General features: G+C 62.0%; 16 protein-coding genes. 11 read left to right on the top strand and 5 right to left on the bottom strand.

The annotated features are described in order from the left end of the window. The first annotated feature begins 320 nt into the window (after window positions 1–320). From fadB to DBO86_RS03140, 3 genes are all read left to right on the top strand, one after another. Window positions 321–2,468 (top strand): fatty acid oxidation complex subunit alpha FadB, encoded by a 2,148-nt coding sequence (gene fadB / locus DBO86_RS03130; protein ID WP_108232956.1) that lies wholly within the window; start codon window positions 321–323, stop codon window positions 2,466–2,468. Between the two features lie 30 nt (window positions 2,469–2,498). Beyond that, the gene (fadA, locus tag DBO86_RS03135; RefSeq protein ID WP_045734553.1) at window positions 2,499–3,674 is read left to right on the top strand and encodes an acetyl-CoA C-acyltransferase FadA; all 1,176 of its coding nucleotides are present in this window, start codon (window positions 2,499–2,501) and stop codon (window positions 3,672–3,674) included. A gap of 73 nt (window positions 3,675–3,747) precedes the next feature. Then, window positions 3,748–3,990: a DUF1653 domain-containing protein gene (locus DBO86_RS03140; RefSeq protein WP_017677650.1), complete on the top strand. Its 243-nt coding sequence runs from the start codon at window positions 3,748–3,750 to the stop codon at window positions 3,988–3,990. Window positions 3,991–4,046: 56 nt separating this feature from the next. On the opposite strand, the gene DBO86_RS03145 is transcribed toward DBO86_RS03140, so the two are convergent. Then, window positions 4,047–4,253, bottom strand: a complete 207-nt coding sequence (locus tag DBO86_RS03145) for a hypothetical protein (RefSeq protein ID WP_139204266.1) — start codon at window positions 4,251–4,253, stop codon at window positions 4,047–4,049. On the opposite strand from DBO86_RS03145, the gene topA reads away from it, so the two are divergent. The 3 genes from topA to DBO86_RS03160 all read left to right on the top strand — a co-directional run bounded on the left by topA (window position 4,234) and on the right by DBO86_RS03160 (window position 7,807). Continuing rightward, on the top strand, window positions 4,234–6,843 hold the full coding sequence (gene topA / locus DBO86_RS03150; protein WP_108232957.1) for a type I DNA topoisomerase: 2,610 nt from the start codon (window positions 4,234–4,236) through the stop codon (window positions 6,841–6,843). The two genes, DBO86_RS03145 and topA, sit on opposite strands and share 20 nt — an antisense overlap. Before the next feature lie 128 nt (window positions 6,844–6,971). After that, window positions 6,972–7,490 (top strand): DUF6586 family protein, encoded by a 519-nt coding sequence (locus DBO86_RS03155; RefSeq protein ID WP_108232958.1) that lies wholly within the window; start codon window positions 6,972–6,974, stop codon window positions 7,488–7,490. Window positions 7,491–7,570: 80 nt separating this feature from the next. Then, window positions 7,571–7,807: a hypothetical protein gene (locus DBO86_RS03160; RefSeq protein WP_003462072.1), complete on the top strand. Its 237-nt coding sequence runs from the start codon at window positions 7,571–7,573 to the stop codon at window positions 7,805–7,807. A 74-nt stretch (window positions 7,808–7,881) separates the two neighbouring features. On the opposite strand, the gene sulA is transcribed toward DBO86_RS03160, so the two are convergent. Continuing rightward, window positions 7,882–8,355 carry an SOS-induced cell division inhibitor SulA gene (sulA, locus tag DBO86_RS03165; protein ID WP_108232959.1) on the bottom strand — a complete coding sequence of 158 codons (474 nt, stop codon included), beginning with the start codon at window positions 8,353–8,355 and terminating at the stop codon, window positions 7,882–7,884. A gap of 9 nt (window positions 8,356–8,364) precedes the next feature. Continuing rightward, a complete protein-coding gene (gene lexA / locus DBO86_RS03170) occupies window positions 8,365–8,979 on the bottom strand; it encodes a transcriptional repressor LexA (RefSeq protein WP_021488554.1) in 615 nt (204 codons plus the stop codon). 228 nt (window positions 8,980–9,207) lie between these two features. Between lexA and DBO86_RS03175 the strand changes: the two genes are divergently transcribed. From DBO86_RS03175 to DBO86_RS03190, 4 genes are read left to right on the top strand one after another with little or no spacing between them, the layout of a single operon-like run. Continuing rightward, window positions 9,208–9,915 (top strand): TetR/AcrR family transcriptional regulator, encoded by a 708-nt coding sequence (locus DBO86_RS03175; protein ID WP_003462062.1) that lies wholly within the window; start codon window positions 9,208–9,210, stop codon window positions 9,913–9,915. 53 nt (window positions 9,916–9,968) lie between these two features. Beyond that, window positions 9,969–10,496, top strand: a complete 528-nt coding sequence (locus tag DBO86_RS03180) for a L,D-transpeptidase (protein WP_075746486.1) — start codon at window positions 9,969–9,971, stop codon at window positions 10,494–10,496. A gap of 12 nt (window positions 10,497–10,508) precedes the next feature. Beyond that, window positions 10,509–11,507 (top strand): beta-N-acetylhexosaminidase, encoded by a 999-nt coding sequence (gene nagZ / locus DBO86_RS03185; RefSeq protein WP_084341489.1) that lies wholly within the window; start codon window positions 10,509–10,511, stop codon window positions 11,505–11,507. Window positions 11,508–11,517: 10 nt separating this feature from the next. Further along, entirely contained in the window at window positions 11,518–12,255 is a 738-nt protein-coding gene (locus DBO86_RS03190) for an S-methyl-5'-thioinosine phosphorylase (protein ID WP_108232960.1), read from the top strand. A 152-nt stretch (window positions 12,256–12,407) separates the two neighbouring features. On the opposite strand, the gene DBO86_RS03195 is transcribed toward DBO86_RS03190, so the two are convergent. After that, window positions 12,408–12,932, bottom strand: a complete 525-nt coding sequence (locus tag DBO86_RS03195) for a peptidoglycan binding protein CsiV (protein ID WP_108232961.1) — start codon at window positions 12,930–12,932, stop codon at window positions 12,408–12,410. A gap of 11 nt (window positions 12,933–12,943) precedes the next feature. Next, entirely contained in the window at window positions 12,944–16,381 is a 3,438-nt protein-coding gene (gene mfd, locus DBO86_RS03200) for a transcription-repair coupling factor (RefSeq protein WP_108232962.1), read from the bottom strand. Between the two features lie 131 nt (window positions 16,382–16,512). On the opposite strand from mfd, the gene DBO86_RS03205 reads away from it, so the two are divergent. Continuing rightward, window positions 16,513–17,979, top strand: a complete 1,467-nt coding sequence (locus DBO86_RS03205) for a glyceraldehyde-3-phosphate dehydrogenase (RefSeq protein ID WP_003462043.1) — start codon at window positions 16,513–16,515, stop codon at window positions 17,977–17,979. Window positions 17,980–18,266: the final 287 nt, after the last annotated feature.

An 18,266-nucleotide genomic window follows, 5' to 3' on the forward strand; every position in this document is an offset into this window, starting at 1 on the left:
TCGCAATGGTGCGTTATTGACGCTGTTTATCGGAGCCGGCTGGAAGCCACGAATGACCAGGCCTGCAGAAATCGTCGGGAAATCGACGAAAAGAGGCCAATTGACAAGTGCAGGCTTTTCCGTGAAGGTGTGCACACCCAAATCAAACGGGCGTATGAATTGAGCGTTTGCCTTGTTAGGCGCGCCATATGCAGCCCGAATATCGCGTCGGTGGGTGTGTCGTACCGATTGGGGCTATGCTCGTGCGGCGCTGCCGCGGGCTGGCCTGCCGGTTGGCTCCGATGTGTACTGTTCAGCTTCCATACCGTGGAGATCAGTTGATGATTTACGAAGGTAAAGCCATCACGGTTAAGGCTCTTGAGAGCGGCATCGTCGAATTGAAGTTCGACCTCAAGGGTGAGTCCGTCAACAAATTCAACCGTCTTACCCTCAACGAGCTGCGCGCCTCCGTCGACGCGATCAAGGCTGACGGTTCGATCAAGGGCGTGATTGTCACCAGTGGCAAGGACGTGTTCATCGTCGGCGCCGATATCACCGAGTTCGTCGACAACTTCAAACTGCCCGACGCAGAGCTGGTGGCTGGCAACCTGGAAGCCAACAAGATCTTCAGTGATTTCGAAGACCTCGCCGTGCCGACCGTCGTCGCCATCAACGGCATCGCCCTGGGTGGCGGTTTCGAGATGTGCCTGGCCGCCGACTATCGCGTGATGAGCGCCAGTGCCAAGATCGGCCTGCCGGAAGTCAAACTGGGCATCTACCCGGGCTTCGGCGGCACCGTGCGCCTGCCGCGCGTTATCGGTACCGATAACGCCGTCGAGTGGATCGCTTCGGGCAAGGAAAACCGTGCCGATGAAGCCCTGAAAGTGGGCGCCGTCGATGCCGTGGTCAGCGCAGATAAACTGCAGGCCGCCGCGCTGGATCTGGTCAAACGCGCCATCTCCGGTGAGCTGGACTACAAGGCCAAGCGTCAGCCCAAGCTGGAAAAGCTCAAGCTCAACGCCATCGAGCAGATGATGTGCTTCGAGACCGCCAAGGGCTTCGTCGCTGGCCAGGCCGGCCCGAACTACCCGGCTCCGGTCGAGGCGATCAAGACCATTCAGAAAGCCGCCAACTTCGGTCGCGACAAGGCGCTGGAAGTCGAGGCCGCCGGCTTCGTCAAGCTGGCCAAGACCTCGGTCGCTGAAAGCCTGATCGGTCTGTTCCTCAACGATCAGGAGCTGAAGAAGAAAGCCAAGCAGCACGACGAAATCGCCCGTGACGTGAAACTGGCTGCCGTGCTCGGCGCCGGCATCATGGGCGGTGGTATTGCCTACCAGTCGGCCTCCAAAGGTACGCCGATCCTGATGAAGGATATCCGTGAAGAGGGTATCCAGATGGGCTTGAACGAGGCTTCCAAGCTGCTCGGCAAGCGCGTCGAGAAGGGTCGCATGACCCCGGCGAAGATGGCCGAGGCGCTCAACGCCATCCGTCCGACCATGTCCTACGGTGATTTCGGCAACGTCGACATCGTCGTCGAAGCCGTGGTCGAGAACCCCAAGGTCAAGCAGATCGTGCTGGCCGAAGTGGAAGAAGTCGTGCGTGAAGACGCCATCCTGGCCTCCAACACCTCGACCATCTCCATCTCCCTGCTGGCCCAGGCGCTCAAGCGTCCGGAAAACTTCGTCGGCATGCACTTCTTCAACCCGGTACACATGATGCCGCTGGTGGAAGTCATCCGTGGCGAGAAGTCCAGCGAAGTGGCCGTGGCCACCACCGTTGCCTACGCCAAGAAAATGGGCAAGAACCCGATCGTGGTCAACGACTGCCCGGGCTTTTTGGTCAACCGCGTGCTGTTCCCGTACTTCGGCGGCTTCTCCAAACTGCTGGGCTTCGGCGTCGACTTCGTGCGCATCGACAAGGTCATGGAGAAGTTCGGCTGGCCCATGGGCCCGGCTTACCTCTCCGACGTGGTCGGCATCGACACCGGCCACCACGGCCGTGACGTGATGGCCGAAGGCTTCCCGGATCGCATGGCCGTGGAAGGCAAGACCGCCGTCGACGTGATGTACGAAGCCAACCGCCTGGGCCAGAAGAATGGCAAAGGCTTCTACGCCTACGAAACCGACAAGCGCGGCAAGCCGAAGAAGGTCTCCGACCCGGCGGCTTATGAGCTGCTCAAGTCCATCGTGGTCGAAGAGCGCGAAGTCACCGACGAGGACATCATCAACTTCATGATGATCCCGCTGTGCATGGAAACCGTTCGTTGCCTGGAAGACGGCATCGTCGAAACCGCAGCCGAGGCCGACATGGGCCTGATCTACGGTATCGGCTTCCCTCCCTTCCGTGGCGGTGCGCTGCGCTACATCGATTCCATCGGTGTGGCTGAATTCGTCGCCCTGGCTGACAAATATGCCGAGCTGGGCGCCCTGTACCACCCGACCGCAAAACTTCGCGAGATGGCCGCCAAGGGCCAGAAGTTCTTCGGTTAATCGTGCAGCGAACAGAGCGAGAGTAGAAATATGAGCCTGAATCCTAGAGATGCAGTGATCGTCGACTTCGGTCGTACCCCGATGGGTCGTTCCAAGGGCGGCATGCACCGCAATACCCGCGCCGAGACCATGTCCGCGCACCTGATCAGCAAAGTGCTGGAGCGCAACGCCAAGATCGACCCGGCTGAAGTCGAGGACGTGATCTGGGGCTGCGTCAACCAGACCCTGGAGCAGGGCTGGAACATCGCGCGCATGGCGTCGCTGATGACCCAGATCCCGCACACCAGTGCCGGCCAGACCGTCAGCCGTCTGTGCGGTTCGTCGATGAGCGCCCTGCACACTGCCGTGCAGGCGATCCAGACCGGCAACGGTGACGTGTTCGTCGTCGGCGGTGTGGAACACATGGGCCACGTCGGCATGATGCATGGTGTCGACCCGAACCCGCACCTGTCGCTGTACGCCGCCAAGGCGTCCGGCATGATGGGCCTGACCGCAGAAATGCTGGGCAAGATGCATGGCATCAGCCGTGAGGCGCAGGACGCCTTCGGTGAGCGCTCGCACCGTCTGGCGCACAAGGCCACCGTCGAAGGCAAGTTCAAGGATGAAATCATCCCGATGCAAGGCTACGACGAGAACGGCTTCCTCAAGGTGTACGACTTCGACGAAACCATTCGTCCGGAAACCACCCTCGAGAGCCTGGCTGCGCTGAAACCTGCGTTCAACCCGAAAGGCGGCACCGTGACTGCAGGTACTTCCTCGCAGATCACCGACGGCGCCTCCTGCATGATCGTCATGAGCGCCCAGCGCGCCCAGGATCTGGGCATCCAGCCGATGGCGGTGGTTCGCGCCATGGCCGTTGCCGGTGTCGATCCGGCGATCATGGGTTACGGCCCGGTACCGTCCACTCAGAAGGCGCTCAAGCGTGCAGGTCTGAGCATGGCTGACATCGATTTCGTCGAGCTCAACGAAGCCTTCGCCGCCCAGGCCCTGCCTGTGCTGAAGGACCTGAAACTGCTCGACAAGATGGAAGAGAAGGTCAACCTGCACGGCGGCGCGATCGCCCTGGGTCACCCCTTCGGTTGTTCCGGTGCCCGTATCTCCGGTACCCTGCTCAACGTCATGAAACAGAACGGCGGCACCTTGGGTGTTTCCACCATGTGCGTGGGCCTTGGCCAAGGCATCACCACCGTCTTCGAGCGCGTTTAAGCGTTAGCGGACAGAAACCGGGGCCCCGTGCCCCGGTTTTGCTTTTTACGGCTTTTTATTTCGGGAACCGCTCATGCAGTTGCAGCCAGGACTTTATCGTCACTACAAAGGCCCGCAGTACCGTGTATTCGGTGTGGCACGCCATTCCGAGAGCGAGGAAGAGGTGGTCGTCTACCAGGCGCTGTACGGCGAGTTTGGCTTGTGGGTAAGACCGCTGAGCATGTTCTGTGAAGAGATCGAAGTGGACGGCGAGCGCGTTCCACGCTTTGCTTTGATTCAGGCCGAAGTCAGCCCCATCGGCGCTTCGCAAGTCTGACTGCGCAGCTCCCTGCGCTTGACCTTCGCTTGGTCGCCACTATATATAGCGGGGCCTTAGAGGGCGTCTACAAATTGCTGCTCTCGGCCATGCTGCGTTGAAACCAGCCTCAAAATGCTCATGTACAGCTCGTACAGCGCGCTTTTTCGACTGTTTTCGCCTTGCCTGACCTTCGCTCGCTGCTTTGTAAACACCTCCGGCTTCGTGCCTTCTATATTTCGCAATTCAGGAATTTTCTGATCCATGGGCAAATCGCTGGTCATCGTGGAATCCCCGGCCAAGGCCAAGACCATCAACAAGTATCTGGGCAGCCAGTACGTGGTGAAGTCGAGCATCGGCCACATCCGTGACCTGCCTACCAGCGGCTCGGCAAGTGCCACCAAGGAGCCTGCCAAGCGCGGCAAGGCTGCTGCTGGTGAAGCGCCTGCGCTGTCGCCCAAGGAAAAGGCCAAACGCCAGCTGTTCACCCGTATGGGCGTCGACCCCGAGCACGGCTGGAAGGCCAAGTACGAGATCCTGCCCGGCAAGGAAAAGGTGATCGAAGAACTGCGCCGCCTGGCCAAGGATGCCGACACCATCTATCTCGCAACCGACTTGGATCGCGAAGGGGAAGCCATTGCCTGGCACCTGCGCGAATCCATCGGTGGTGATGACAGCCGCTACAAGCGCGTGGTGTTCAACGAGATCACCAAGAAGGCGATTCAGGAAGCCTTCTCCAAGCCGGGCGAGCTGGACATCAACCGCGTCAATGCCCAGCAGGCGCGGCGCTTCCTCGACCGCGTGGTGGGCTACATGGTCTCGCCGCTGCTGTGGGCCAAGATCGCCCGTGGCCTGTCTGCCGGTCGTGTGCAGTCGGTGGCCGTGAAGCTGGTCGTTGCACGCGAGAAAGAGATTCGCGCCTTCGTCCCGGAAGAATACTGGGAAGTGCACGCTGACCTCGGCACCGCGAAGAACGCCAAGGTGCGTTTCGAGGTAGTGCGCGAAAGTGGCGCAGCCTTCAAGCCGGTCAATGAAGCGCAGGCCATGGCCGCGCTGGAGAAGCTCAAGGCTTCCAGCTACAGCGTGGTCAAGCGCGAAGACCGCCCGACCAGCAGCAAACCCTCGGCGCCCTTCATTACCTCCACCCTGCAGCAGGCAGCGAGCAACCGCCTGGGCTTCGGGGTGAAGAAAACCATGATGATGGCTCAGCGTTTGTACGAAGCGGGCTACATCACCTACATGCGTACCGACTCGACCAACCTGTCGAACGACGCGGTAGAGATGGTGCGTGGCTTCATCGGCAGCGAGTACGGCGACAAGTACCTGCCGGGCAAGCCCAACCTGTATTCGAGCAAGGAAGGCGCCCAGGAGGCGCACGAAGCGATTCGTCCGTCCGACGTCAACCTGCGTCCGACCCAGCTGTCCGGTATGGAGCGTGATGCCGAGCGCCTGTATGACCTGATCTGGCGCCAGTTCGTCGCTTGCCAGATGCCACCGGCCGAATACCTGTCCACCAGTGTCACCGTGGCCGCGGGCGATTTCGAGCTGCGCGCCAAGGGGCGCATCCTCAAGTTCGACGGTTACACCCGCGTGCTGCCGCAGCAGAGCAAGCCAGGCGAGGACGACGTCCTGCCGGAAATGAAGGAAGGCGAGGGCCTCAAGCTGATCCAGCTCGACCCCAGCCAGCACTTCACCAAGCCGCCGGCGCGCTACTCCGAAGCCAGCCTGGTCAAGGAACTGGAAAAGCGCGGCATCGGTCGCCCGTCCACCTACGCGGCGATCATCTCCACCATCCAGGATCGCGGCTACGTCACGGTGCACAACCGCCGTTTCTATGCCGAGAAAATGGGCGAGATCGTCACCGAGCGTCTCGACGAGAGCTTCGCCAACCTGATGGACTACAGCTTCACCGCCACCATGGAGGAGCATCTCGATGATGTGGCCCAAGGCGAGCGTGAGTGGAAGCACCTGCTCGATGAGTTCTACGGCGACTTCAAGAAGAAGCTTGAGGCTGCCGAAGCAGGCGAGGGCGGCATGCGCGCCAACCAGCCGACCCTGACCGACATTCCCTGCCGTGACTGCGGTCGGCCGATGATGATCCGCACCGCCTCCACTGGCGTGTTCCTCGGCTGTTCCGGCTATGCGCTGCCGCCGAAGGAGCGCTGCAAGGCCACCATCAACCTGGTGCCGGGCGATGAGATCGCCGCCGATGTCGAGGGTGAGTCCGAGTCTCTGGTACTGCTCGGCAAGCATCGCTGCCCGATCTGTTCCACGGCCATGGATGCCTACCTGCTGGATGAAACCCGCAAGTTGCACATCTGCGGCAATAACCCCGATTGCACCGGCTACGAGATCGAGCAGGGCCAGTACCGCATCAAGGGCTATGAAGGGCCGAGCCTGGAGTGCGACAAGTGCGGCAGCCAGATGCAGCTCAAGACCGGCCGTTTCGGCAAGTTCTTCGGTTGCACCAATGCCAGCTGCAAGAACACCCGCAAGTTGCTCAAGAACGGTGAAGCGGCGCCGCCGAAGATGGACAAGGTGGAGATGCCCGAACTCAGATGCGAGAAGGTGGACGACACCTACGTGCTGCGCGACGGCGCATCGGGCCTGTTCCTCGCTGCCAGCCAGTTCCCGAAGAACCGTGAGACGCGTGCGCCGCTGGTACTGGAAATCCTCCCGCACAAGCATGAGATCGATCCCAAGTACCACTTCCTCTGCGATGCCCCGCAGAAGGATCCGGATGGGCGTCCGGCCGTGATTCGCTACAGCCGCAAGACCAAGGAGCAGTACGTGCAGTCCGAGGTCGATGGCAAACCCACCGGCTGGCGCGCGTTCTACGATGGCGGCAAATGGAAGGTCGAGGACAAGCGCTAGCGTTTGGTCACGATCTGCCGCGCGTCGGCCAGGCGGCGTAACTGCGGCGCCCTGAATGCCTGACGAGATGCGCGTCAGGCAGGGCTGACGCGCGTATCATGACCCGATCTGCTGTGGAGGTCGCCGTAATGGCCAAAGAAATCTATACCCGTACCAACCAGAAGATTTTCTTCGCCGGTATTGCCCTGGATAACTGGCGCAAGGCCGAAGCGTCCTCCGCGTTCAATGTGCAGGCGCTGGTGCAGGCCGAGCGAGAAGCCGCGCTGTTTCACCTGTACGGTGGACTGCTCGGGCTGTGTCATGAGATTGCCGGCTATTACCGCATGAACGACGTTACGCCTTCGCGTGTCGACTCATTCGTACAGCAGGCGGTGCTCGACGGCTCGCCCAGCCCTGAGTTGGCCGAGTTGGTCGAATTGGCGCAGCAGCGCGAAACCTGGCTGGCCGAGTTGCTGGCGGCCTATGCTGCGTTGTTCCAGCCGCCGCGTGAGGAGCGCAAGGCCAAGGTCGATCCGTCCATGCCGTTGATCACCGCCGTCAGTGTTGGCGAGGAGCCGGCCGAGCTGAGCATCGATGATGTCGATGCCTGGCGGCAGCAGCTCAAGGCGCTGGTGCTGCGTTTCCGCGAAGGCCTGAGCGAGTGCTGATTGGGTTTAACTGGACCAGTGGGCTGGGGATGATCCCGGCTGGCTGTTACAATGTCGTGTTTTTACACAGAGACTGAGCCATGCCTACATCCTTCCTGGAAATCGTCGAACTGCCCGATGGGCGCATTGCCCTGCGTCGCGCAGAGGATGAAGAGGCGTTGGTGACCCTGGATTTCTCCGCTGATGCCAAGGCTTTCCTGCAGGGGCAACACATCGAGGTGGCCAAGGCCATGCTCAATGTTGGTGTGCAGATGGCTGGCCGAATGGCTGAGGGTGATTTCAGTGGTGAAGAAGAAGGCTCGCGCGTTCTCCACTGAGTCGCTACGACTCGACGAAAACGGGGCTCCATTGGCGCCCCGTTTTCATTTGTGCAGATGAAATCGTGGCGAGTTCAACCCAGGCTGATGTTCAGGCTCTGCGCGCCACCGGTGTTGGCGGCCTGTGCAAGGCGCTGACGAGTGCTGCTCTCGACCGGATGCAACCAACTGATCACGGTATGGCTACGCCCCAGCTTGAGAGCTTCTTCGGCCAGCTCCACGGCATTCTGCCCTTGTCGCGGATGCAGCAGCAGGATTCGTTCACGGTTCAGCCCGGCATCGCGCAGCCAGCTTTGCGTGAGGCTGGCCGGCGGTGCTACCAGAGTCAGCCAGCGTGCATCCTGATTCTGGCTCAGCTCACGCAGAATCGGCGCCAGCAGGTGCAGGCAGTGGCCGGCGGCACCACGCAGAGCCAGTTCACTGAACGTCTGATCATCCTCGCCACGCGGGATATGATTTGTGGCTAGCAGCGGCTCTTCAGGCGTTCGGCCAAGGAACGCGTCGAAAAGAGGGAGTTGTGGGCGCTCGAACGACTGCTGCACGTACATGGTGTCTCCTCAGCGGCGGATTACACCGACGCTCAAACCTTCGATGACCAGATCCTGGTGTTCCAGATCCACTTCGATCGGGGCAAACTCAGGATTTTCGGCAATCAGCCAGACCTTGTTGCCCTCGCGCTTGAAGCGTTTGACCGTCACTTCATCGTCGATGCGGGCGACGACAATCTGGCCGTTGCGGGCTTCACGGGTGGTGTGCACGGCGAGCAGATCGCCATCGAAGATGCCGATGTCTTTCATGCTCATGCCGCGTACACGCAGTAGATAGTCGGCTTTGGGCTGAAAGAACGCCGGATTGATCTGGCAGGATTCCTCGACATGTTGCTGCGCAAGGATTGGTGCGCCGGCGGCGACACGGCCGATTACCGGGAGGCCCGCATCCTCGTTCGCGGCACCTGCCTCGAAGCCGGGAATGCGAATGCCGCGTGAAGCGCCTGGAGTCATCTCGATAGCCCCCTTGCGGGCGAGGGCCTTGAGGTGCTCTTCTGCGGCGTTGGGCGATTTGAACCCCAGTTCCTGAGCGATTTCCGCGCGGGTGGGTGGGTAGCCGTTGTCTTCCAGGCAGCGTTTGATGAAGGCGAGAATCTCGGCTTGGCGTGGCGTCAGTTTCAGCATGGCTGGGCTCTGTCTTTTTATACAGTGACTGGAATTATATACAGTAATCGAGTCTTGGCAATGTCCATTTTTTGAATGACTGCCGTCCGGCTTGTTACCCATGCCGGGTAATCTGCGTCTCTGCTTGTTGTAAGCTGTGACCAGCCGGCCAAAAGACGGCTCATGCGGCTTGACAATTCAGTGGGATGAAACGTATGTTTCAAACAAGTGTTTGTCAGGTGATCACTCATGGCTCAGTCGGAAACCGTTGAACGCATTCTCGATGCTGCGGAACAGCTGTTCGCGGAAAAAGGCTTCGCCGAGACATCCCTGCGTCTTATCACCAGCAAGGCCGGGGTCAACCTGGCTGCCGTCAATTACCACTTCGGTTCGAAGAAGGCGCTGATTCAGGCGGTCTTCTCGCGTTTCCTCGGGCCGTTCTGTGCCAGTCTGGAAAAGGAACTTGATCGCCGTCAGGCCAAGTCCGAAACCCAGGTTTCCCTGGAAGAGCTGCTCGAATTGCTGGTCGAGCAGGCCCTGGCCGTTAAGCCGCGCAGCGGCAATGACCTGTCCATCTTCATGCGCCTGCTCGGTTTGGCCTTCAGTCAGAGTCAGGGACACCTGCGCAAGTACTTGGAAGAGGTCTACGGCAAGGTTTTCCGTCGTTACATGCTGCTGGTGCATGAGGCTGCGCCGCGCATTCCGCCGCTTGAGCTGTTCTGGCGCGTGCACTTCATGCTCGGCGCCGCTGCGTTCAGTATGTCCGGTATCAAGGCGCTGCGGGCGATGGCCGAGACCGATTTCGGCGTCAACACCTCGATCGAGCAGGTGATGCGCATGATGGTGCCGTTCCTGGCTGCAGGCATGCGTTCTGAGACTGGGGTTGCCGACCCCGCCTTGGCTGGCGCGCAACTCAAACCGCGCAGCAAGACACCGAGCGCCGCGCCCAAGGTTTGACCTGACGGCAGGTGGGCTTGGCTTCGCCCTGCGGCCTGCTAAGCTAGCGGCCCATGTCCGATCTCGATTTACTCCATATCTCCATTGCCGACCAGGCGCTTTACGGCTTTCGTGCTGGGCGGCTGCTGCTGAGCTTGCCTGTCTCCACGGCGTTCAATGGGGTGGGTGAACTTAACGGTTCAGGCTGTACGCCGCGCGGGCTGCATCAGGTACGCGCGAAGATCGGCGCAGGTTTGCCTCTGGCCGCCGTATTGCGCGGTCGTCGCTGGACAGGGGAGGTGTGGTCACCTGAGCTGCACGAGCAGTTTCCTGGCCGCGACTGGATTCTCACCCGTATTCTCTGGCTAAGCGGTCTTGAGCCGGGGCGCAATCGCCTGGGCGAGGTCGATACCTTTCGCCGTTACATTTATCTGCATGGCACGCCGGATACGGAACCCATGGGGACGCCGTTGTCCCATGGCTGCATTCGTTTGCGTAACGCCGACATGCTGGCGCTTTTCGAGCGCGTACCGCCGCACTGCAAGGTACGTATCGATGAGGCGCCCTGCCCGCAGTGGGCTGCAGACCAAGACTTCACGTAAGGAAATACTCTCATGCAAGGCTCTTTGATGATGGACATCGCTGGCACCTGGTTGACCGCCGAGGATCGCCAGATGCTGCGCCAGCCCGAAGTGGGCGGTCTGATCATTTTTGCCCGCAATATCGAATCGCCGCGCCAGGTTCGCGAGCTATGCCAGAGTATCCGTGCCCTGCGCCCGGATCTGCTGCTGGCGGTGGATCAGGAAGGTGGCCGGGTACAGCGTCTGCGCCAGGGCTTTCTGCGTCTGCCGGCGATGCGCGCCATCGCCGACAACGACAATGCCGAGGTGCTCGCCGAGCATTGCGGCTGGCTGATGGCCACCGAGGTGTTGGCGGTTGGCCTGGATCTGAGTTTCGCGCCGGTACTGGATCTCGACCACCAGCGCAGTGCGGTGGTTGGCAGTCGCGCCTTCGAGGGTGATCCGCAGCGGGCCGCCACGCTGGCGGCCGCTTTCATCCGCGGCATGCATCAGGCGGGGATGGCCGCTACCGGCAAACACTTCCCCGGGCACGGCTGGGCCGAGGCGGACTCTCATGTCGCCATCCCGCTCGACGAGCGCTGTCTCGATGATATCCGCGCTTGCGACATGCAGCCGTTCAAGCATCTGGTGCACGAGCTCGATGCAGTGATGCCGGCGCATGTCATCTATTCTCAGGTTGACCAGCACCCGGCTGGCTTCTCCCGTCGCTGGCTGCAGGACATCTTGCGCGGTGAGCTGGGCTTCGAGGGTGTGATTTTCAGCGACGATCTGTCCATGGCCGGCGCCCATGTGGTCGGCGATGCCGGCAAGCGTATTGAGGCCGCACTGGCTGCGGGGTGCGATATGGGGCTGGTGTGCAATGACCGCGCTTCGGCCGAGCTGGCGCTCAGCGCCTTGCAGCGTCTGCGAGTGACAGCGCCTGCGCGCCTCGAGCGCATGCGTGGCCGTGGTCACGCCACTACCGAATACCGCCAGGCGCCACGCTGGCTTACTGCTGTGGCGGCCCTGAGAGCTGCCCAGTTGCTCGACTGAGGACCTGCCTATGACTGTCTACGCCATTATCGGCGGCACCGGCCTGACTCAGCTAGAAGGGTTGACGATTCACGAAGCGCTGCCGCTGGATACCCCCTACGGGGCGCCCTCCGCCGATATCCTGCGGGGCAGTTACGCCGGGCGCGAAGTGCTGTTTCTCGCCCGCCATGGCCAGCCGCACCGGATTCCACCGCATCAGGTGAACTACCGGGCCAACCTCTGGGCGCTCAAGCAGGCCGGCGCCAAGGCCATTGTCGCGGTCAATGCGGTGGGGGGGATTCATGCTGCCATGGGCGATGGGCATTTCTGCGTGCCACATCAGATCATCGATTACACCTCCGGGCGTGCGCACACCTTTTACGAAGGCGATCTGGAGCACGTGACCCACGTCGATTTCAGCCAGCCGTACGACAAGCAACTGCGCGAGGCGTTGGTGGCGGCGCTGCGGGCCGAAAATGCGGCATTCAGCGATCACGGAATCTATGGCTGCACTCAGGGGCCGCGACTGGAAACGGCGGCGGAAATCGCCCGCATGGAGCGCGATGGCTGCGACCTGGTAGGCATGACCGGCATGCCCGAAGCGGTATTGGCGCGCGAATTGGCGCTGCCCTATGCCTGCCTGGCGCTGGTGGTGAATCCGGCGGCGGGTAAATCCAGCGCCTTGATCACCATGGCCGAGATCGAGCGAGTGATCGAGCAGGGCATGGGGACGGTCAAGGCGGTGTTGGCACGCGTGCTGAGTAACTAGCTGCTCTACAAAGACAGCGCTCAATGCCCGTCAGTCAGGCGTCGACGCGCCGAATCTGTAGGAGCAGCGCCCCGCCGCGAATCAGGGCGGCGCGCACTTGAAAAACTTCGCCCTGGGGCTCCTACGAAAGGCTGGCGGCATCAGGTTTCCGCTCAGAGCGGGCTGATGCGTACCAGTGCGCCCAGGCTGCCATGGTCCAGGTAGGTCAGGCTGTTGTCCTTCAGGCGCTGGGCCACTTTCATGTGCTCGCTGCTCTCGAGCAGGCCGTCGCCGCTGAATTGGTTGATCCACAGCTCCAGGTCCAGGTCGGCAAAGCGCTCCTGAGTAAAGCTCAGGGTGCCTTCGATCACATGATGGCCGAAGCGCTCTTCACCGCTGCTGACGGCCACTCGGCTCGGCGAGCTGCCGATGGTCTGGCTCCAGGCCTTGTGCAGCAATACCTGATAACCGCTGCCCGGATTGAGCTTGGCCGCCTCGCCATCGAGCGTTGTCGGGCGTTCGTTGCCGGTGATCGGCAATGCCGTGCCCGCCCAGTCGTCCGGTGCCACCTTGGGGGCGAAGACGGGTTCGCCGGCCTGGCGGAATACCAGCAGTTCGACCTGGTACAGGCGTTCGGCGAAGGCGCTCGGGGCGAGCAGGCAAAGCAGCAGGGCGATCAGGTGCAATGGGCGCGTCATGGGAGAGTCCTTCAGGTGGTGGGCGCGAGGCGCTCGAACAGGGCTTCCAGGGTGTTGAAGCGTTCTTCCGCGCGCTCCATCGGTACCTGGATCTTGAAGACGGTGGCGCCTTCGAACTTGTAGCGTTTCGGCTGGGCCTGGATCAGCTTGATCAGCGTCAGCGGGTCGACGCAGGTTTCTGCGGCGAACTCGATGCGCCCGCCCTGCGGGCCGGCGTCGACCTTGGTGATGCCCAGCTTGTCCGCCTGCAGCTTGAGCAGGGTCAGGCGCATCAGGTTTTTGGTTGGCTCCGGCAGCAAGCCGAAGCGGTCGATCATCTCGACCTGCAGCTCCTTCAGGCCCTCCTCGTCGCTGGCGTTGGCGATGCGTTTGTAGAGAATCAGGCGCGCATGCACGTCGGGCAGGTAGTCCTCGGGGATCAGTGCCGGCACGCGCAGGTTGATCTCCGGGCCGCCGCCCAGCGGCTGGTCGAGGTTGGGTTGTTCGCCTTTCTGAATGGCCTTGACCGCGCGCTCGAGCATTTCCATGTACAGGGTGAAGCCGACGGCCTGGATCTGCCCGCTCTGGCCGTCACCGAGCAATTCGCCGGCGCCGCGGATTTCCAGGTCATGGGTGGCGAGGATGAAGCCGGCGCCGAGATCCTGCGCGCCGGCAATCGCCTCCAGGCGCTTCTGTGCATCTTCGGTCATGCTCTTGCGTGGCGGCGTGAGCAGGTAAGCGTAGGCTTGGTGGTGGCTACGGCCGACGCGGCCGCGCAGTTGGTGCAACTGGGCCAGGCCGAACTTGTCGGCGCGCTCGATGATGATGGTGTTGGCGCTGGGCACGTCGATACCGGTTTCGATGATGGTCGAGGCCACCAGCACGTTGAAACGCTTGTGGTAGAAGTCGCTCATCACCTGTTCGAGATCGCGTTCGCGCATCTGCCCGTGGCCAATGCCAATGCGCGCCTCGGGCACCAGTTCGGCCAGATCGGCGGCGCATTTCTCGATGGTCTTCACGTCGTTGTGCAGGTAATACACCTGGCCGCCACGCAATAGCTCGCGCAGCAGCGCTTCCTTGATGGTCGGCTTGTTCTCCTCCATGACGAAGGTGCGCACCGACAGGCGCCGCGCCGGTGGCGTGGCGATGATCGACAGGTCGCGCATGCCGGCCACGGCCATGTTCAGGGTGCGTGGGATCGGCGTGGCGGTGAGGGTGAGGATATCCACCTCGCTGCGCAGCGCCTTGAGCTGCTCCTTCTGGCGCACGCCGAAACGGTGTTCTTCGTCGATGATCACCAGGCCCAGGTTGTGGAACTTGACGTCCTCCTGCAGCAGCTTGTGCGTGCCGATGACGATATCCACCTTGCCTTCAGCCAGTTGCTGCACGGCGCCCTCGACTTCCTTGGCGCTCTTGAAGCGGCTCATCACCTCGACCTTCACCGGCCAGTCGGCGAAGCGGTCGCGGAAGCTGTTGTAGTGCTGCTGGGCGAGCAGGGTGGTGGGCACCAGCACCGCCACCTGCTTGCCGCTGTGCACGGCAATGAAGGCGGCACGCATGGCCACCTCGGTCTTGCCGAAACCGACGTCGCCGCACACCAGGCGATCCATCGGCTTGCCGGCCAGCATGTCGCTGCGCACGGCATCGATGGCGGCCTGCTGGTCCGGGGTTTCCTCGAAGGGGAAGCCGGCACTGAAGGTGGCGTAGTCCACGGCCGGGTCCTGGAAGGCGAAGCCTTCGCGGGCGGCGCGGCGGGCGTAGATATCGAGCAGTTCGGCGGCGACGTCGCGCACCTGCTCGGCGGCCTTGCGTTTGGCCTTCTGCCAGACTTCCGAACCGAGGCGGTGCAGTGGAGCCAGGGCATCGTCGCTGCCGCTGTAGCGGGCGATCAGGTGCAGGCTGGCTACCGGCACGTAGAGCTTGGCCTCGTCGGCGTACTGCAGGGTCAGGAATTCGGCGGCCTGGCCGTCGAACTCCATGGTCACCAGGCCCAGGTAGCGGCCGACACCGTGATCGATATGCACCACCGGTGCGCCTTCGCGCAGTTCGGTGAGGTTCTTGATCACGTTGTCGCCGCCGTCACGACCCTTCTCGCGCCGACGACGCTGCATCACGCGCTGGCCGAACAGCGGGTTTTCCGGGATGAGCGCCAGGTCATCGAGCAGCAGGCCTTCATCCAGGGGCGCGATGCAGATGTTCAGGCGTTCGCTGCTTTCGACGAACGCCGGCCAGCCGTCGACTTCCTTCGGCTTGAGCTTGAGGCGGGCGAGTAGTTCCAGTAGCACTTCGCGGCGACCGGCGGATTCCGCACAGAACAGCACGCGGCCCTGGTAGTCCTCGATAAAGCGGCGCAACGCCGCCAGCGGCTCGCCGGCCTTGGCCTGGATCGCCAGGTCGGGCAAGGCGCGTGCCTCGAAGCGGGTCTGGCCGACGCCTGGCTCGATATCCGCCTGATTGACCACCACACGCGGCCAGCTCTTCAGGCGGGCGAAGCAGTCTTCCACCGGCAGAAAAATATCCGCAGGTGGCAGCAGCGGACGCTCGGGGTCAACTCGGCGGTCTTCATAACGGTTGCGCGCATCCTGCCAGAACTGCTCGGCGGCCTTCTCGATGCCGGGCAGGGAGAACACCTGGGTATCGCCCGGCAGGTAGTCGAACAGGGTGCCGGTTTCCTCGAAAAACAGCGGCAGGTAGTACTCGATGCCGGCCGGGGTGATACCGGTGGAAAGGTCCTGATAGATCGGGCAGCGGCGGAAATCCACGTCGAAGCGCTCGCGAAAGCGCCCGCGGAAATCGGTGACGGCCTTCTTCTCAAGGGGGAACTCGCGTGCCGGCAGCAGGCGTATCGACTCCACCTTGTCCACCGAGCGCTGGGTTTCCGGGTCGAAGGTGCGCAGGGTTTCGATCTCGTCATCGAACAGGTCGATGCGGTAGGGCGTGTCGCTGCCCATTGGGAACAGGTCGATCAGCGCGCCGCGTACGGCGAACTCACCGTGCTCGTACACCGTATCGACGCAGCGATAGCCGGCCGCTTCCAGGCGCGTGCGCATCTGTTCCACATCAAGCGTCTGGCCGACATCCAGCACCAGGCTGCTGCCGAGCAGAAAGCGTTTCGGCGCCAGGCGGTGTAGGGCCGTGGCGATGGGCACTACGAGAATGCCACGGCTCAGTTGCGGCAGTTGGTAAAGGGCCGCGATGCGTTGGGAGATGATGTCCTGGTGTGGCGAGAACACGTCGTAGGGCAGGGTTTCCCAGTCGGGAAAATGCAGTACGGGCAGGTTCGGGGCAAAGAAGGCCAGCTCTTCCTGCAGGCGTTCCGCGCTCTGGCTGCCCTCGGTCAGAACCAGGGTGAAACGCCCGGCATTGCTGGCTGCTTCGGCGATGGCCAAGGACAGGGCAGCACCGGGCAAGTTGCCCCATTGCTGTTTGCCGGCGTTGGCCGGCAGAGACGGAAGACGCAGTACGGACACGGGCGGCTCACGGTCGTGAAGGAAGGCCGTGAATTGTAGCGGGGCTTGTTGGTCAATGTCAGTCGCGACAGGCGCGCATTGCTCATGCTCGCGCGCACCGTCATAATGTAGCCCCTTTTTTCAGCCCCTACATGTGGAAGGTACTGCCCGTGACTCAGAAGCCCGACCAGTGTCTCGGTGAATGGATCGATCGTGAAGCCCTTGCGGAAGCAATGATTCCGCTGATTGGTCAGCTCTATCGCAACAACAATGTGGTGACCTCGATCTACGGCCGTGGCCTGATCAACCGTTCGGTCATCGACATCCTCAAGGCTCACCGTTTTGCCCGTCACCGCCTGGCTGACGAAGCCGAGCTGTCGGTGCACGACACCTTCCCCATGCTCAAGGCCATGAGCGAGCTCAAGCTGGGCGCTGCCTCCGTGGATCTGGGCAAGCTGGTTGCCAAGTTCAAGGCTGAAGGCGCAGGTCGCGGCGTCGAGCAGTTCGTCAAGGACGAGCTGGCCGATGTGGTTGGCAAGCAGAATGGTTCGGCCCGTGAAGGCACTGATGTGGTGCTGTACGGCTTCGGTCGCATCGGCCGCCTGCTGGCGCGCATCCTGATCGAGAAGACCGGTGGCGGTGACGGCCTGCGTCTGCGTGCCATCGTCGTGCGCAAGGGCGCTAGCAATGACCTGGTTAAGCGTGCCAGTCTGCTGCGTCGTGACTCGGTGCACGGCAAGTTCAACGGCACCATCACCATCGATGAAGAGAACAACACCCTGACGGCCAACGGCAACCTGATCCAGGTGATCTACGCCAAGGACCCGAAGGAAGTCGACTACACCCAGTACGGCATCAAGAACGCACTGCTGGTGGACAACACCGGTGTATGGCGTGACGCCGAGGGTCTGGGTCAGCACCTGGCCTGCCCGGGCGTTGATCGCGTTGTTCTCACCGCACCTGGCAAGGGCGCGCTGAAGAACATCGTGCACGGCATCAACCACAGCGAAATCACCGCTGAGGACAAGATCATCTCCGCGGCTTCCTGCACCACCAACGCCATCGTGCCGGTGCTCAAGGCGGTCAATGATCAGTACGGCATCGTCAACGGTCACGTCGAGACCGTTCACTCCTACACCAACGACCAGAACCTGATCGACAACTTCCACAAAGGCAGTCGTCGTGGTCGTAGCGCTGCGTTGAACATGGTCATCACCGAAACCGGCGCGGCTACCGCTGCGGCCAAGGCACTGCCGGTTCTGAAGGGTAAGCTGACCGGCAACGCCATTCGTGTGCCGACGCCGAACGTGTCCATGGCCATCCTCAATCTGAACCTGGAGAAGGCCACCACCCGCGAAGAGATCAACGAGTACCTGCGCCAGATGGCCATGCACTCGGATCTGCAGAAGCAGATCGACTTCGTCAGCTCTCAGGAAGTGGTATCGACCGACTTCGTCGGTTCGCGCCATGCCGGCGTGGTCGATGCCGAAGCCACCATCGCCAACGATAACCGCGTTGTGCTGTACGTCTGGTACGACAACGAGTTCGGTTACAGCTGCCAGGTGGTGCGCGTGATGGAGGACATGGCCGGGGTCAACCCGCCGGCCTTCCCGCGCTAAGCGTCAAGGTCGCAAAAACGGGAGCTTCGTCTCCCGTTTTTTTATGGTGCGCCAGGCATGGCGCGTAGCGCCGTGACTGGCGCTGTCGGGTTCACTGTGGTGGTGAGCCTGGCGACTTGGAGGTGAAAGTCCTCTACACACCCGGCAAGGGGAAGTGTTAGCTGAAGGCAAGGGTGTCGCGGGCGACTGCGAATCTGAAGGAAGCCCGAGGCAAAATGCTGGCCTGACGAACAGGAAGCGGATGAGGCGGCGCAGCGGGGTGAGGTGGCCATAATCGCCAAAGCCCG

Source organism: Ectopseudomonas oleovorans (assembly GCF_003052605.1).
GTDB classification, from domain to species: domain Bacteria; phylum Pseudomonadota; class Gammaproteobacteria; order Pseudomonadales; family Pseudomonadaceae; genus Aquipseudomonas; species Aquipseudomonas oleovorans_A.